Annotated in this window: 13 protein-coding genes; 10 read left to right on the top strand and 3 right to left on the bottom strand. The window is 49.5% G+C overall.

Annotation, left to right across the window (positions count from 1 at the left end):
* The first annotated feature begins 74 nt into the window (after positions 1–74).
* The 10 genes from mmsA (at position 75) to RGU75_RS14770 (ending at position 10,221) form a co-directional block, all read left to right on the top strand.
* Positions 75–1,613 carry a multiple monosaccharide ABC transporter ATP-binding protein gene (mmsA, locus tag RGU75_RS14725; protein ID WP_322237109.1) on the top strand — a complete coding sequence of 513 codons (1,539 nt, stop codon included), beginning with the start codon at positions 75–77 and terminating at the stop codon, positions 1,611–1,613.
* A gap of 13 nt (positions 1,614–1,626) precedes the next feature.
* Positions 1,627–2,832 (top strand): multiple monosaccharide ABC transporter permease, encoded by a 1,206-nt coding sequence (mmsB, locus tag RGU75_RS14730; protein ID WP_416186871.1) that lies wholly within the window; start codon positions 1,627–1,629, stop codon positions 2,830–2,832.
* 160 nt (positions 2,833–2,992) lie between these two features.
* Positions 2,993–4,741, top strand: coding sequence for an IlvD/Edd family dehydratase (locus tag RGU75_RS14735; protein ID WP_322237114.1), 1,749 nt, complete (start codon positions 2,993–2,995; stop codon positions 4,739–4,741).
* Positions 4,742–4,845: 104 nt separating this feature from the next.
* Entirely contained in the window at positions 4,846–5,841 is a 996-nt protein-coding gene (gene araD1 / locus RGU75_RS14740) for an AraD1 family protein (RefSeq protein WP_322237115.1), read from the top strand.
* Between the two features lie 50 nt (positions 5,842–5,891).
* On the top strand, positions 5,892–7,469 hold the full coding sequence (locus tag RGU75_RS14745; protein ID WP_322237117.1) for an aldehyde dehydrogenase (NADP(+)): 1,578 nt from the start codon (positions 5,892–5,894) through the stop codon (positions 7,467–7,469).
* Between the two features lie 199 nt (positions 7,470–7,668).
* Entirely contained in the window at positions 7,669–8,457 is a 789-nt protein-coding gene (locus tag RGU75_RS14750; protein WP_322237119.1) for an SDR family oxidoreductase, read from the top strand.
* 354 nt (positions 8,458–8,811) lie between these two features.
* Positions 8,812–9,177, top strand: coding sequence for a hypothetical protein (locus RGU75_RS14755; RefSeq protein WP_322237120.1), 366 nt, complete (start codon positions 8,812–8,814; stop codon positions 9,175–9,177).
* Between the two features lie 172 nt (positions 9,178–9,349).
* Positions 9,350–9,658, top strand: a complete 309-nt coding sequence (locus tag RGU75_RS14760) for a hypothetical protein (protein ID WP_322237122.1) — start codon at positions 9,350–9,352, stop codon at positions 9,656–9,658.
* A 10-nt stretch (positions 9,659–9,668) separates the two neighbouring features.
* A complete protein-coding gene (locus RGU75_RS14765; RefSeq protein WP_322237124.1) occupies positions 9,669–9,989 on the top strand; it encodes an acyl carrier protein in 321 nt (106 codons plus the stop codon).
* Positions 9,990–9,999: 10 nt separating this feature from the next.
* A complete protein-coding gene (locus RGU75_RS14770; protein ID WP_322237126.1) occupies positions 10,000–10,221 on the top strand; it encodes a hypothetical protein in 222 nt (73 codons plus the stop codon).
* A 209-nt stretch (positions 10,222–10,430) separates the two neighbouring features.
* On the opposite strand, the gene RGU75_RS14775 is transcribed toward RGU75_RS14770, so the two are convergent.
* From RGU75_RS14775 to RGU75_RS14785, 3 genes are all read right to left on the bottom strand, one after another.
* Positions 10,431–10,862 (bottom strand): EamA family transporter, encoded by a 432-nt coding sequence (locus tag RGU75_RS14775; protein WP_205319682.1) that lies wholly within the window; start codon positions 10,860–10,862, stop codon positions 10,431–10,433.
* Between the two features lie 235 nt (positions 10,863–11,097).
* A complete protein-coding gene (locus RGU75_RS14780) occupies positions 11,098–12,675 on the bottom strand; it encodes an efflux transporter outer membrane subunit (protein WP_322237129.1) in 1,578 nt (525 codons plus the stop codon).
* A 128-nt stretch (positions 12,676–12,803) separates the two neighbouring features.
* Positions 12,804–16,022, bottom strand: coding sequence for an efflux RND transporter permease subunit (locus RGU75_RS14785; protein ID WP_322237132.1), 3,219 nt, complete (start codon positions 16,020–16,022; stop codon positions 12,804–12,806).
* Between the last annotated feature and the right edge of the window lie 53 nt (positions 16,023–16,075).

The raw sequence follows: 16,075 nt of genomic DNA on the forward strand, positions 1-16,075 counted from the left end.
TCGAAATTTGGTTGTCAATCAAGTGCTGAAAGTTGCAACATTGCGGCGCTCTGGTGACGATAAGAGGTTATAAGATGGAAACGATCCTTGAGATGCGAGGAATCCAGAAAACATTCCCTGGCGTTAAAGCGCTGGACAATGTGAACCTGGTAGTCCGCAGTGGCGAAATTCATGCTCTCGTGGGCGAAAACGGGGCCGGAAAATCAACCTTGATGAAAGTGTTGAGTGGTGTGTTTCCTTACGGCACCTATTCAGGTGAAATACATTTTCAAGGTCAGGAACGCCAATTTAAAGATATTGCCGATAGCGAAAAGATCGGCATCATCATCATCCATCAAGAGTTGGCATTAGTGCCGTTGTTGTCGATTACAGAAAATATTTTTCTTGGCAACGAGCAGGCCACTAACGGTATTATCGATACGGCTTTGTCGTACAACAAAGCCAAAGAACTCCTGCAAAAAGTCGGGCTGAAAGAATCGCCGAGTACGTTGATCACGAACTTGGGTGTTGGTAAGCAGCAGTTGATTGAAATTGCCAAAGCGCTCTCTAAAAAAGTCAAATTGCTGATTTTGGATGAGCCAACCGCCAGCCTGAATGAAAGCGACAGCGACGCATTGCTCGAACTGTTGCTGGAACTCAAGGCTGAGGGAATTTCTTCGATCCTTATTTCACATAAACTCAACGAAATTTCGAAGGTAGCGGACTCGATTACGATCTTGCGCGACGGCACGACAGTCGATACGCTGGATTGCCACAAAGAAGTGATCAGCGAAGATCGCATCATCCAGAACATGGTTGGTCGTGAAATGGCTGATCGTTATCCGAAGCGCACACCTGACATTGGCGAAACCATATTTGAAGTAAAGCAATGGCGCGTGCATCATCCGTTGCACCCTGATCGGGAAGTGATCAAAGGCGTCGATTTTCATGTAAAAAAAGGCGAAATTGTCGGCATCGCCGGATTGATGGGCGCGGGTCGTACCGAGCTGGCGATGAGTATTTTTGGACGGACTTACGGCAAGCGTATCAGTGGCAAGGTTTTTTTGCGTGGCAAAGAAATTGATGTCGGCACAGTCCAAAAAGCAATTAACCACGGCATCGCGTATGTCACCGAAGACCGAAAAGGTTACGGTCTGATTCTGGATGAGGATATACAAAAAAATATCACTCTGGCGAATCTTGACGGCGTGTCTAAGATGCTGGTGATTGATGAAGGGCAGGAATATAAAGTCGCTGCCGATTACCGCAACAAATTACGGATTCGCTGCGCCAGTGTGTTTCAAAAAGTGTTGAATTTATCGGGTGGAAATCAGCAAAAAGTGGTGCTGAGTAAGTGGCTGTTCTCCAACCCTGATGTGCTAATTCTCGATGAGCCGACGCGCGGGATTGACGTCGGTGCAAAGTACGAGATTTACAACATCATCAGTCAATTGGCTGCTGAGGGAAAATGCATCATCATGATCTCATCGGAAATGCCCGAATTGCTGGGAATGTGTGACCGTACTTATGTCATGAACGAAGGAAACTTCGTTGGTGAGTTTTTGGCGGCAGAAGCGTCTCAAGAAAAAATTATGCGCGCGATTGTAAAAAACGCGAAGATCGGAGATAACTAATATGAACTCAAAAATGGCAGCAGCAGAGACACAACTTCCTGGCCCTATACCAATCGCGGAAACCAAAGACTACGCAGGTTTTCTCAAAAAGAATATGCGTGAGTACGGGATGTTGCTGTCGTTGATAGCGATCATGGCGTTCTTCCAATACATGACAAATGGCACGCTGATGCGGCCATTGAACCTCACCAATCTGGTGTTGCAGAATAGTTATATTGTCATCATGGCTCTTGGGATGTTGATGGTGATTGTCGCGGGACACATCGATTTATCGGTGGGTTCGGTAGTCGGTTTTGTTGGTGCGCTGGCGGCTGTTCTGATGGTGAATTTTCACCTTAACTTTATTCTTACTATCGTAATTTGCCTGATTGCTGGCGCTGTTATCGGTGGCGCGCAAGGTTATTTTGTGGCATTTTTTCGGATACCGTCGTTTATCGTTACGCTTGCCGGGATGTTGGTATTTAAAGGATTAACACTGGCGTTGCTGGACGGACAGTCGGTAGGACCGTTTCCTGATACATTTCAGCGACTCAGCTCAGGATTTATCCCTGATCCACTAAACGGTGTCGACTTGCGCACTACATCGTTGCTTGCAGGCGTTGCTGTTGCTGCAATCTTGATCATTGTCAAAATTCGGGGGCGGTTAAGCCAAACCAAGCATGGAATGGAGGACGAACCGCTGACGTTTTTTATCATTAAAAATATCGTGTTTGTGTCCATCATCATCTATTTCAGCTACTTGCTTTCGACTTACAAAGGGATGCCAAACGTATTGATCATCATGTTTGCATTGATGGTCGTGTACACCTTTATCGCTAATCGCACGACGCTAGGTCGCCGCGTCTACGCTGTCGGTGGTAACGAAAAGGCCGCAAAATTATCTGGCATCAAAACAACACGTGTATCGTTTTATACCTTCGTCAACATGGGCTTGCTGGCTGCTTTGGCGGGACTCATTTTTGCCGCACGCCTGAATACTGCGACACCAAAAGCCGGTACCGGATTTGAACTAGATGTAATTGCTGCCTGTTTCATCGGTGGCGCTTCGGCATCCGGCGGTGTCGGCAAAGTTATGGGCGCTGTGATCGGCGCGTTTGTGATGGGTGTGATGAACAACGGCATGTCGATAATGGGTATCGGAATTGACTATCAGCAAGTCATTAAAGGTCTTGTATTGCTAGCTGCTGTTTGTGTCGATGTCTACAACAAGAACAAATAAGCGCAACGCTTATTGTAAGAATTATTGCAAGACCGTTTAAGCGCCAGGTCTTACGCTTCAAGACCTGATGTCGCTTTACAACCTAGATCAATTTTTTCATTTGCATCCTGTATCCCGGCGATCCAGTGGATGCTGCTCATCTTTTAAAAGAAGGCCAACCATGACTATCGACAAAAAACGTCCATTACGCTCCGCCGAATGGTTTGGCACCAATGACAAAAACGGCTTCATGTATCGTAGCTGGATGAAAAATCAAGGCATTCCTGATCATGAGTTTCAAGGAAAGCCCATCATCGGGATTTGCAACACCTGGTCCGAGCTAACGCCATGTAATGCCCATTTTCGCAAAATTGCGGAACACGTAAAAAACGGGATTTTAGAGGCGGGCGGTTTCCCGGTTGAGTTTCCGGTTTTCTCCAGCGGCGAATCCAATCTGCGTCCTACGGCAATGCTAACCCGTAATCTGGCAAGTATTGATGTAGAGGAGTCGATCCGTGGCAATCCGATGGATGCGGTGGTGTTGTTGGTCGGCTGCGATAAAACCACGCCCGCTTTGCTAATGGGCGCGGCCAGCTGCGATATTCCCGCCATCGTCGTCACGGGTGGCCCGATGCTGAATGGCAAACATAATGGCAAAGATATTGGTTCCGGCACGGCGGTTTGGCAGTTGAGCGAAGCCGTCAAGGCAGGCCAGATTACCATGCACGAATTTATGTCGGCAGAAGCCGGTATGTCGCGATCGGCCGGCACCTGCAACACTATGGGAACGGCGTCGACCATGGCATGTATGGCCGAAGCACTAGGTACGTCATTGCCACACAATGCTGCCATTCCCGCTGTTGATGCGCGACGCTATGTGCTGGCACATATGTCGGGAATGCGGATTGTGGAGATGGTATGGGAAGATCTGCGCCTATCCAAAATTCTAACGCGTGAAGCGTTCGAAAATGCGATCCGTGTGAATGCCGCCATCGGTGGTTCCACCAACGCGGTGATTCATTTGAAAGCGATTGCGGGCCGTATCGGGGTCAATCTGGAGTTGGAAGATTGGACTAACATTGGCCGTGGCACACCCACGATCGTTGATTTGCAACCGTCCGGCCGCTTCTTGATGGAAGAGTTCTATTACGCTGGTGGCTTACCCGGTGTTTTGCGTCGACTTGGTGATGGCAATCTGCTGCCGCACAAGGATGCATTAACGGTGAATGGCAAATCGATCTGGGAAAACACATTAAGTGCGCCGGTGTACAACGATGAGGTGATTCGAACGTTGGATAATCCGCTGATTGCTGATGGCGGAATTTGTATTCTGCGCGGTAATCTGGCCCCACGCGGGGCAGTACTAAAGCCTTCAGCTGCCTCGCCGGAATTGATGCAGCACCGTGGTCGCGCTGTTGTTTTTGAGGATTTCGATCACTATAAGATCCGTATCAACGATCCTGATCTGGACGTCGATGCAAGCTCGGTGCTGGTGATGAAAAACTGCGGCCCTAAAGGGTATCCGGGCATGGCTGAAGTCGGCAATATGGGGCTTCCACCAAAATTGTTGGCGCAAGGGGTCAAAGATATGGTGCGAATTTCGGACGCAAGAATGAGCGGTACTGCGTACGGCACAGTGGTGTTGCACGTAGCGCCGGAGGCAGCCGCCGGTGGCCCGCTGGGCATCGTACAGGATGGCGACTGGATCGAGCTGGATTGTCATGCAGGACGCTTGCATCTGGATATCAGCGACGCAGAAATGGCGGAGCGCCAGACCGCACGGGCGGCAGCAGTGGATACCAATGCGCCGACCATGAAAGGTGGCTATCAACAGCTTTACATTGACCGTGTGCTGCAAGCAGATGAAGGTTGCGACTTCGATTTCCTGGTTGGTTGTCGGGGGTCGGCAGTGCCAAAGCACTCACACTAACCAATGAACGTAATCGGTCAGGTCTCGCTGTTTTAATCAAAAGAACTATGTGGTTTTGGCGAGGTTTGTACCGTTTTAAAAAGCATTTTTTAATCGGAACAGCCATGTTATTAGTTCAATTCAAGCAACCAGACAACAGCCGCCATATCGGCGTTTTAGATAGCGACAGTGAGACCATTCGCCTGATTGACGGTTACGCGACGACTTATGCGTTGGCGCAAGCAGCTATCGCCAAAAAAACATCCCTAAAAGATCTCGCCACCAGTGCATTGGGTGAGACTGTTGTGGATTATGTAACCGTCGCTGAACAAGGTCGACTTTTAGCGCCGTTGGATCATTCCGATCACGCGCATTGTTTTGTTACTGGCACTGGCTTAACGCATCTCGGCAGCGCTGATGGCCGTGACGCCATGCATAAAAAAGTCAGCGCTATCGATACGCTCACCGATAGCATGAAAATGTTTCGTATGGGACTCGACGGTGGAAAACCCGCAGCAGGAAAGTTGGGCGTTCAACCAGAATGGTTCTACAAAGGTGATGGCTCGATCGTACGCGCCAGTGGCGAAGCGTTAACCATGCCGCACTTTGCGTTAGATGGCGGCGAAGAGCCTGAAATCGCGGCCTTGTACGTGATCGGTGTCGATGGCTCCCCGTATCGTTTGGGTTATGCAATTGGTAACGAATTTTCAGACCACGTGACTGAGCGCCAGAATTACCTCTACTTGGCGCATTCCAAGTTACGCCAGTGTTCACTGGGACCGGCTTTATTGTTGGGAGAATTACCCTCCCACGTAGAAGGGATGTCACGAATTCTCGACACCGCAGGCGCAGTGCGCTGGGAGAAACCATTCGTCAGCGGTGAGGACAACATGTCGCATACCATCGCCAATTTGGAATATCATCACTTTAAATATCCATTATTTTGCCGTCCAGGTGACGTGCACGTGCATTTCTTCGGCACAGCGACACTAAGTTGCGTGGATGGAATTGAAGTATCAGCGGGCGAAACCTTTGAGATCGACGTAGCCGCATTCGGACCACCTTTGCGCAATCGACTTGCCGTGGAAGAACTATCGCGTCCTATAATTCATTCTCTTTAAGCTATCGCTAAGCCATTAAACATCTGCCGTTATCGGCCAAGGAATCTCCATTGAATATCACAGGTCAGGCGCTCATCGGCGCTAAAAGCGTTACCGGCGACGGTGAAGTATTTTCGGCATTCAGTCCGGTCTCGGGCACGGACATCGCGCCAGTTTTTCATACGGTCAATAGCGCACAGATTGACCAAGCTTGCACTCTGGCCCAAAAAGCTTTTGATCCCTATCGGGCGACCGATCCGGAGACCCGTGCACGCTTTCTGGAAACGATTGCCCAAAAAATTATTGATCTGGGCGAACCGTTGATCCTACGCGCCATGGCCGAGAGCGGTTTGCCGCAAGCGCGTCTTGAAGGCGAGCGCGGTCGTACCGTCGGACAACTAAAGTTATTTGCTGCGGTGTTGCGCGAAGGCTCATGGATGGATGCGCGCATTGATCCGGCATTGCCAGAACGTAAGCCGCTTGCGCGTGTTGATCTGCGCATGCGGATGATTGCATTGGGTCCGGTTGCGGTGTTTGGCGCTAGCAATTTTCCACTGGCATTTTCCGTCGCCGGTGGCGATACGGCCGCGGCGCTGGCAGCCGGTTGCCCGGTAGTTGTTAAGGCACATCCTGCGCATCCTGGTACTTCCGAATTGGTGGGGCGTGCGGTACAACAAGCGGTCGCCGAGTGCAACTTGCCGGAAGGCGTATTTTCTCTATTGACAGGTGTTGGCAATGATCTTGGCACTGCGCTGGTCCGTCATCCTGCCATTCAGGCTGTTGGCTTTACCGGCTCACGACAAGGCGGATTGGCGTTGATGGCAGTTGCGGCTGCGCGTCCGCAACCGATTCCTGTATATGCCGAAATGAGTAGTATTAATCCGGTGTTTATGATGCCCCAAGCATTGTCCGCCCGCGGCGATACGCTGGCGACCAGTTTCGTCGATTCTCTGGTGATGGGCGTCGGTCAGTTTTGTACCAATCCTGGTTTGGTACTGGGTGTAGCGGGCGCTGATTTCGAACGCTTCACGACACTCGCAGCCGAGCAATTATCGCAACGCACTGCGGCCACGATGTTGACCGCAGGGATACATGATTCCTATCAAAAAGGGGTTAGTCGCCTGGCAGCAAATACTAAGGTGCACGATCTTAGTCGCGGTGTTGCCGTTGATGGTGCTTGTAAAGGTACGCCATCGTTATTCTCTGCCAGCGCGGCAGATTTTTTGGTCGATGCGCATTTGTCGGAAGAGATTTTTGGCCCAACATCGTTATTGATCAGTTGTGCGGATATCGCCGAAATGCAGCAAGTTGCAGAACATCTTGAAGGTCAGTTGACCGCAACATTGCAAATGGATGAGGGCGACTATGAAGCAGTGGGAACATTGCTGCCCATCCTCGAACGAAAAGTTGGCCGTATTCTGGCAAATGGTTTTCCAACTGGCGTGGAAGTGTCCTATTCGATGGTGCATGGCGGACCATTCCCATCGACTTCCGATGGTCGCAGTACATCCGTTGGCAGTGCTGCAATAGAGCGCTTCTTGCGCCCGGTGTCGTATCAGAATCTGCCGCAGCAATTGTTGCCAAGCGCTATTCAGGATAGCAATCCATTGGGAATCTGGCAGCGTGTGGATGGCAAACTATCAAAATAACGTTCAATCCGTGGATACTTGGTGGATCCCTAAACAGTCGGTGAGGTTTATTTATGTTAGATGACGGAACAGTTCTATCAGACTGACACAAAATCGCTCCGGATACGCGGTTGTCAAACCTGGCGATGAAGACAGTTCGTCAGGAATGTACAATCCTAACGGAGCGATTTTACGTAAATCCTCACACTTTGGAGTAAGCATGTCAGCGAGTCAAAAAGCGATTAAGGGTCTTGCACAATATCCGAGCTTAAAGGGGAAGCGCATATTCATTACCGGCGGCGGTACCGGAATTGGCGAGGCGCTGGTCAGCGCATTTGCGGAGCAGGGTGCGTTGGTTGCCTTCGTCGATATCGCAACGGAAGCGAGCGAGGCATTATGCGCTAGATTGGCTGCAGCGGGCTTCCCTGCACCGTTGTTTCGGCATTGCGATATCCGCGACATCGGCCTGTTGCAGGCAACGATGGCAGCAATGGCCAAAGAGATTGGTGATTTTGACGTTCTGGTGAATAACGCTGCGAATGATACACGGCACGCCGTTGAAGATGTCAGTGTAGAGTTTTGGGATAACAGTATTGCGATTAATCAGAGACCGTTATTTTTTACTTGTCAGGCGGTGTTAGCTGGCATGAAGAAAAAAGGCGGTGGTTCAATTATTAATTTTAGTTCGATTAGCTGGCACATAGCAAACGGTGGCTATCCGGCTTACGTCACGGCTAAGTCGGCGGTGATCGGATTAACGCGTGGACTGGCGCGGGAACTTGGTCCACATAATATTCGGGTCAATACTGTCACGCCGGGTTGGGTAATTACTGAACGACAGAATAATTTGTGGCTGGATGAAAAAGGCGAGGCTGACATCAAACGCAACCAATGTCTGTCTGGAAAATTATTGCCCTGGCACCTGGCGCGGATGGTGCTGTTTTTGGCATCGGACGATAGTGTGATGTGTACATCGCAGGAATTTGTGGTTGATGCTGGTTGGAGTTAATTTTTTTCTGAAATGATACCGCAACGTGCGGTATGGTCATTGCGCAAAATTGCTCCGACGGTGTCGCCGATCAGAGTAATCTGTTCAACTTGGCCCGCAGCCCAAGTTAAAAAATCCCCTATTTTCTTCCCATATCAAGGTCCTCCACACAAACCGTTCTGTCGGGCAGATCACGCTCGCCGATTTCGTCGATACGTTTTGATAAACGCATGGCAGAAACATTTTCGCTTGATTTTCAATGGTAAGACAAAACCTTAAGTACTCTTTCGCCAATTAATAATTACAATTTTTTTGAAGCACAATAGATCGCTCTTACGCACAACGCGTAAAGATGCATCTACCGGGATCAGCCTCATGAAAGAATGTACTATTGACGCCGCTATTTTTGAAGGCGTACAAAAAATAAATAATCGTAGTCTGACCAACAATCTTCACACAGGTAGATTGGCGAACGACTTTTCATCATTGGAGGGTTACAGCGGCGCAATAGCAATGCTCGGCGATGACGGTCAATATCAACTTATGAAAATTTCAAGGCCCGATGTAAAAATCCCGGATCTATCACTTGACCAACTATGGGATTGTGCGAAAGACCATTACGGACTGGCTGCTATTTCTGTGAGCGCTGGTATTGGTGGGATGCCAGTACCTAAATCGATGCTTGGTTATAGACAGTTGCTGCGCTCTAGTGAAAATACTAATTTGGTCAGTCATTTTTGACATAAATTTTTTCCAATGGCAAAAGTCCATACTAGTCTTCGAAAATCCGCGAAAGCCACTTTTGGCTCGACTCGAATTTTTGGCGTCATCGGTAGAGGATTTCCTTTTGTCGCAGTTGGTTTTGCCATTTACGATGTTGTTAGTATTGGGATGTGTGCACTGGAGGCGCGTGATGGAAAATAATCAGACCCGTGAAGAAGTCCTCGAAATAATCATAGATATCTTCGTCGTGGAAATCGGGTTTATTGAAAGGGAAGAAATTTCGCCGGCCACGCACGTAACTAAAGATTTTAAAATTAATTCAGATGATCTCTCTTATTTTATAAGCGTTTTGGAGAAACATTTTGACATGTTAGCGCCAACGGAAGAGTGGGAAAAAATATCAACTTTTAACGAGACAGCAGATTTGATTATGCTTTATCGCGGTGTGAAAATTCCAAGAAAAAAACCTTGGGATTTTTTGAGACGGATATTTAGATGAGTTTTATTTAATGAAAAATAATCAGACCCGTGAAGAAGTCCTCGAAATAATCATGGATATGTTCGTCGTGGAAATCGGGTTTATTGAAAGGGAAGAAATTTCGCCGGCCACGCATGTAACTAAAGATTTTAAAATTTATACAGACGACATCACTATTTTTTTAAACGCCGTAGAGAAGCGTTTTGACATGTTAGCACCAGCGGGAGAGTGGGAGAAAATAGAGACTTTTAACGAGATGGCAGATTTGGTTATGCTTTATCGCGGTGTGAAAATTCCGTTCAAAAGACCTAAGGGAATTTTGAGTTGGGTGTTGAATTGTATAATTCGATGAGTTTTATTTAATGAAAAATAACCAGACCCGGGAAGAAGTCCTCGAAATAATCATGGATATTTTCGTCGTGGAAATCGGGTTTATTGAGAGGGAAGAAATCTCGCCGACCACGCATGTAACTAATGATTTTAAAATAGATACAGATGATAATACTATTTTTATAAACGCCGTAGAGAAACATTTTGACATGTTGGCGCCAGAAGGAGAGTGGGAAAAAATAGCGGTTTTTTAACGACAGGGCAGATTTGATTATGCTATCTCGCGGCGTGAAAATTCCGAGAAAAAAACCTTGGGATTTTTGAAATGGCTCGCCAGAAGAAATTTATAAGTCATTTATCTTTTTGACCTATTGGAAAAAGATAAGCAGCGACGCCGTTCAGCTAATACCAATCCTTCACGAACGGCGGTGAAAGATTTATCGCCTCGATTCTTATATTCGACCTAAAACGCGATAATGACGACCGATCCGGCGACGATCAATGATCCGCCGATAGCTATTGGCCAAGTGAGTTGCTCACCAGCGAACAACAGTCCCAATACGATCGCGAAGGCGACGCTGAGTTTGTCGATCGGGGCTACTTTTGTGATCGGTCCGATTTGCAGGGCATGGTAATAGCAGAGCCAGGACAGGCCGGTGGCGATGGCTGACAGTGCGAGAAATAACCAGTTGCTGGAGGCGACCAAGGCTGGTTTTTCCCATTCGTTGCGTAGTGTCACAATACCAGCAATGACAAACAAAATAATTACGGTGCGGATGAATGTGGCGAAATTCGAGTTCATACCGGTGACGCCAAACTTACCGAAGATGGCGGTCAGGCCTGCAAAAAAAGCCGATCCAAGTGCATATAACTGCCAACTATTGCGCAAGTCCATGTGATTCTCCTGAATCGTTTATCAAGCTGATGTTGTAGTATCTTAACTCTCAGTCGCGAGGTCGCTGATTTACTAAATTGCTAATTTACATCCCTATGCATTTATTCTCAAGTTCACACCAATTATCCAGAGTCTGATGATCTAAAACAATGATCAAATTAAGTTGGTCGCAGACCTGAACTATCCGGAAACGTCCGCTCAATCCCGAAAATACTTCGCCAGTTTTGGAGAATAATTAATTTGGGGCGGGTGATGTTGTTGGTGTTTTTCCGTGATTTAAGGCTGCGTTGTCCGGTAATGCGTTCTGATTCCATCCGCCCCCTAATGCGGCAATCAGTTGTACGCTGGCAGCCATGCGGCGATTAAGAATGTTAAGAGCCGAATTCTCTGCGCTAAGTGCGGTAGCTTGTACAGTCGCCACGCTGGTGTAATTCACTAATCCCGCTTTGTATTGATTCAGGATCAGCGTTACCGCTTTGCGTGCGGATACTACCGTTTCGTCCTGCACCTGCGCTTCCTGTTCCAATATTCTTAATGCTGCCAGATTATCTTCAACCTCCTGGAAACTGGTCAAGACCGCTTGCTTGTATCCGGCGACGGTGCTGTCATAGTTGGCGATGGCCTGGTCGGTTTGCGCCTTGCGTGCGCCACCGTCGAAAATTGTCTGGGCCAGCGCGGGTCCGAGCGACCAGACACGGCTTGGCAGACTAAGCCAATTGACAAAGCTATTGCTCTCAAAGCCGCCTGATGCGGATAAGGTGAGGGCAGGGAAGTACGCTGCTTTGGCAACGCCGATCTGCGCGTTAGCGGCAGCGGCGAGCCTTTCGGCGGCACTGATATCAGGGCGACGCTCTAATAGTGACGACGGTATGCCGGTAGGAATGGCTGGTACGACCGCAACCAAAGGCGCAGGCGCGATTGAAAATGTCGACGCCGGTTGTCCGACTAACAGGGCGATCGCATGTTCTGTTTGAGCCCTTTGTACGCCGAGATCGATCATCTGAGCTTGTGCCGATTTTAATTGGGTTTGCGCCTGTATGACATCGGATTGGGCAACTACGCCCGCAGCATACTGATTTTTGGTTAGCTGAAAAGACTTCTGATAGGCTGTAACGGTATCTTGCAGCAAATTTTTCTGTGCGTCGAGTATCCGCAGTTGCCAATAATCCTGCGCCAATGCCGATTGTGCACTCAGTTTTGCGGCCTGCAAGTTGGCAGCGCTGGCTTGCGCATTGGCTTGATTTGATTCGACTGTGCGGCGCACCCGCCCCCACAAATCAGGTTCCCAGCTTGCGTTGAGTGATAGCGAGTGGCTAGTTGAAGCAGAGCTACTGCCGCTGGTCGAGTTGGTATTACTGGTGCGATTGCTTGCGCCACCTCCGCCAGATCGGGTCGCTGAAACATTCGCGCCAACGGTTGGAAAGTATGCGGCCTGGGATTGTTGCACCAACGCGCGCGCCTGGCGATATTTGGCTTCGGCTTGCGCCAGATTTTGATTCGATATGTCGATCTGGGTGACGAGTGCGTTCAGTGTGGGATCGTTGTAGCCTTCCCACCAATGGTCGCCAAGTTCATGATCGCGCGGCTCCGCAACTTTCCAATCCTTGGATTCTTTAAAGGCGGTTGGCGCCTCCATGACCGGACGGACATAATCAGGACCGACCGCGCAGGCGCTTAACACCGCTACGGAAAAGGCTACTAACAATGTAGCCGGTAACCGGCTTCTTTCGTAGCCGCCTACCCGCGCCTTGACTTCACTGCGCTCGTTACGGCTCCGCAATAAGTCTAATGTGAATCTATTATTGTATTTCATATCAATTCCATCCACTTATCGGGCCTAATAGGGCAGCCCTAAAAATATGTCTAAAAATCTTGCGCCCGCTGCTTCGCGCCGTTCTTTGTTCCGATAATTTCTCACCAAATTTTGGGATTATTTTTAGGTCAAACATGGGCGCTTTCGCCATCAGTTTCATGGTCAGCGCGTTTAAATTTTTCTTTCCACCATAAACTAAAGCGATCCAGATAAAGATAAACCACCGGTGTGGTGTATAAGGTCAGGAGTTGGCTAACAATCAAACCACCGACGATCGAGATGCCGAGTGGGGTGCGTAATTCAGCGCCATCGCCGCGACCAAGTGCCAACGGTATTGCGCCCAGCATGGCGGCCATTGTGGTCATCATAATCGGGCGGAAGCGTAGGAGACAGGCTTCAAAAATCGCGTCGCGTGGCGACATGCCGCGATTGCGTTCCGCGTCGAGGGCAAAGTCGATCATCATGATGGCATTTTTCTTAACGATACCGATCAGCAGAATCACGCCGATCAAAGCGATCAGACTGAAATCGGTTTTGGTGATGAGCAGAGCCAACAGTGCACCGACGCCAGCAGATGGCAAGGTCGATAGAATCGTCAGCGGATGAATATAGCTTTCATACAATATTCCCAGCACGATATATACCGCCAGTAGTGCCGTCAGGATCAATAGTGGCTGACTGTTCAAAGAAGACTGAAACACGTTGGCCGTTCCAGCGAAAGTGCCGTGCACCGAGGTCGGAACACCTAGTCGGCTCATGGCATTGTTGATGGCTAACGTTGCCTCGGATAATGATTTCCCCGGTGGTAGATTAAAGGAAATAGTGGAGGCGATAAACTGGCTTTGGTGATTCACCGAGAGTGCGGTATTGGTCGCTGCAAACGTCGAGAATGAAGATAGCGGGACTTGTGCTTCGACCGCAGTGGAAAGTGTTTGCGCCAGCGATGAGTTAGATGCAAGTTGACCATTCGCGGTCAACGCTGGCGGTGTTCCTAATGCCGAAGTGGTGGGCGAAAGATTGGCGCTTTTTGGCGTGACGCTGACATACGTATGGCGCAGAATTTCGGGACTCTGCCAATATTCAGGGGATGCTTCCATCACTACATGGTATTGATTCATTCCGCTATAGATGGTTGAAATCTGGCGTTGACCGAATAGATCGTTGAGCGAAGAATCGATTAATTGCGGTGTCACGCCGCTTCTGATGGCGGTCTCGCGGTCAATCACCAGCGAGGTTTGCAGACCTTTATCATTTTGGTCAGTATTGACATCGGCCAGTTCTGGTAATGCATCCAGTGCAGCCCGTATTTTTGGCTCCCAAAGACGCAACTGATTGATGTCATCCGATTGCAAAGTGTATTGATATTGTGCATCGCTGGAGCGTCCACCGACGCGAATATCCTGTACCGATTGCAAGAAGAGATTTGCGCCCGGAACATGGCTGAGTTTGCCGCGTAATCTGGCAATGACCAGATCAGCGGATAGTTTACGCACAGACAGCGGCTTGAGCGTGATAAACATCACCCCGCTATTACGTCGGCTGCCACCGGTAAAGGCAATGACATTTTCGACCGCGGGATCTTTTTGAACGATTGCCACAAAAGTATTCAGCTTGACTTTCATCGCCTGAAAAGAAATCGCCTGATCACCCTGAATCCCGCCAATCAGGCGTCCGGTATCCTGTTGCGGGAAAAAGCCTTTCGGAATAATCTTGTACAGGTGAATATTCAGCGCGATGGTTCCCACTAAAATCAGTATCATCAGCGGCCCAAAGCGCAGCGCCCAGGTCAGCGAACGTTTATACCCGCTTAGCGCAGCATCAAACATGCGTTCGGTAGCGGTGAAGAAGCGTCCTTGCTTGCGGTTTGGCTCATGTTTTGATAGGCGCGCGCACATCATCGGCGTAGTCGTCAGGGAGACCACCAGTGACACCAGAATAGCCGCCGACAGCGTGACCGCAAATTCACGGAATAAGCGGCCAACAATACCGCCCATCAGCAGAATCGGGATGAAAACAGCGATCAGCGAGATACTCATCGACAGGACGGTGAAGCCAACTTCACGCGCGCCTTTGATAGCGGCGTCGTACGGCGTCATACCTTCTTCAACATGACGCGAGACGTTTTCCAGCACCACGATCGCATCATCGACGACGAATCCGGTCGCGATTGTCAGCGCCATCAAAGACAGATTGTCCAGGCTATAGCCGAGTAAATACATCACGCCAAATGTGCCAATCAACGAGATTGGCACCGCGACGGTGGGAATCAGCGCGGCACGTGCATTGCGCAGAAACATAAACACCACCATGATGACCAGCGCGATTGATATCAATAACGTATGTTCGGTATCAACCAGCGATGCTCGGATAGTCGGCGTGCGATCCATCGCGATATTAAGATTGATAGCGGATGGAATGGAAGCCTGCAACTGCGGTAAAATCGCGCGAACATTGTCGACCGTTTGAATAATATTCGCACCCGGCTGTCTGCTCAAGGTGACCAGAATGGCGGGTTTGCCATTAGCGGAACCGGCATTGCGCAGGTCGGCAACAGAATCCAAAACGGTAGCAACATCCTGCACGCGGATCGGAGCGCCGTTGCGATACGATACGATTAACGGCATGTATTCAGCGGCGGTCTTGGCTTGGTCGTTAGCGTAAATCTGCCAATTTCTGTCACCGTCTTCCAGTATTCCTTTGGGACGATTGGCATTGGTTGCGGCAACGGCGGTGCGAACGTCAGCACTACCGATACCATATTTGTTAAGGGCAGTTGGATTTAACTCGATCCGAACTGCCGGTTGCGAACTGCCGCCCACGCTGACACTACCGATACCAGCAACCTGAGACAATTTTTGCGCCAGTATCGTATCGGCAGCATCGTAAATCTGGCCTGGCGTCAAGCTGTCCGAAGTCAAGGATAAAATCATTACCGGCGCATCGGCGGGATTGACTTTGCGATAGGTGGGACTACTCGGCATGCCGGTTGGCAACAGGTTACGTGCGGCATTCAAGGCCGCTTGAACATCACGCGCCGCGCCATCAATATCCCGACTCAAATCGAACTGCAAGGTAATACGCGTGGAATTGAGCGAGCTTGAAGAAGTCATTTCGGTGACTCCGGCGATCGTACCTAGCGCCCGTTCGAGCGGGGTCGCAACCGTCGCCGCCATAGTCTCTGGACTCGCTCCGGGCATGGATGCCGAGATCGAAATGGTGGGGAAGTCGACTTGCGGTAATGGCGATACCGGCAGCATCCGAAACGCCACCAGACCGGCCAACGCTATCCCGATCGTCAGAAGCGTTGTGGCGATCGGTCGCTGAATAAAAGGAAGCGAAATATTCATAGGGGCACTTTATTGATACACTTTTTGAGCCGCTTTTTTTTCGACTCTTTGGA

It is taken from the genome of Glaciimonas sp. CA11.2, from assembly GCF_034314045.1.
GTDB lineage: Bacteria > Pseudomonadota > Gammaproteobacteria > Burkholderiales > Burkholderiaceae_D > Glaciimonas.

Bases quoted from the DNA above. Each gene is read 5' to 3' on its own strand.
- mmsA (WP_322237109.1), top strand. From the start codon at position 75: ATGGAAACGATCCTTGAGATGCGAGGAATCCAGAAAACATTCCCTGGC.
- mmsB (WP_416186871.1), top strand. From the start codon at position 1,627: ATGGCAGCAGCAGAGACACAACTTCCTGGCCCTATACCAATCGCGGAA.
- RGU75_RS14735 (WP_322237114.1), top strand. From the start codon at position 2,993: ATGACTATCGACAAAAAACGTCCATTACGCTCCGCCGAATGGTTTGGC.
- araD1 (WP_322237115.1), top strand. From the start codon at position 4,846: ATGTTATTAGTTCAATTCAAGCAACCAGACAACAGCCGCCATATCGGC.
- RGU75_RS14750 (WP_322237119.1), top strand. From the start codon at position 7,669: ATGTCAGCGAGTCAAAAAGCGATTAAGGGTCTTGCACAATATCCGAGC.
- RGU75_RS14755 (WP_322237120.1), top strand. From the start codon at position 8,812: ATGAAAGAATGTACTATTGACGCCGCTATTTTTGAAGGCGTACAAAAA.
- RGU75_RS14760 (WP_322237122.1), top strand. From the start codon at position 9,350: ATGGAAAATAATCAGACCCGTGAAGAAGTCCTCGAAATAATCATAGAT.
- RGU75_RS14765 (WP_322237124.1), top strand. From the start codon at position 9,669: ATGAAAAATAATCAGACCCGTGAAGAAGTCCTCGAAATAATCATGGAT.
- RGU75_RS14770 (WP_322237126.1), top strand. From the start codon at position 10,000: ATGAAAAATAACCAGACCCGGGAAGAAGTCCTCGAAATAATCATGGAT.
- RGU75_RS14775 (WP_205319682.1), bottom strand. From the start codon at position 10,862: ATGGACTTGCGCAATAGTTGGCAGTTATATGCACTTGGATCGGCTTTT.
- RGU75_RS14780 (WP_322237129.1), bottom strand. From the start codon at position 12,675: ATGAAATACAATAATAGATTCACATTAGACTTATTGCGGAGCCGTAAC.
- RGU75_RS14785 (WP_322237132.1), bottom strand. From the start codon at position 16,022: ATGAATATTTCGCTTCCTTTTATTCAGCGACCGATCGCCACAACGCTT.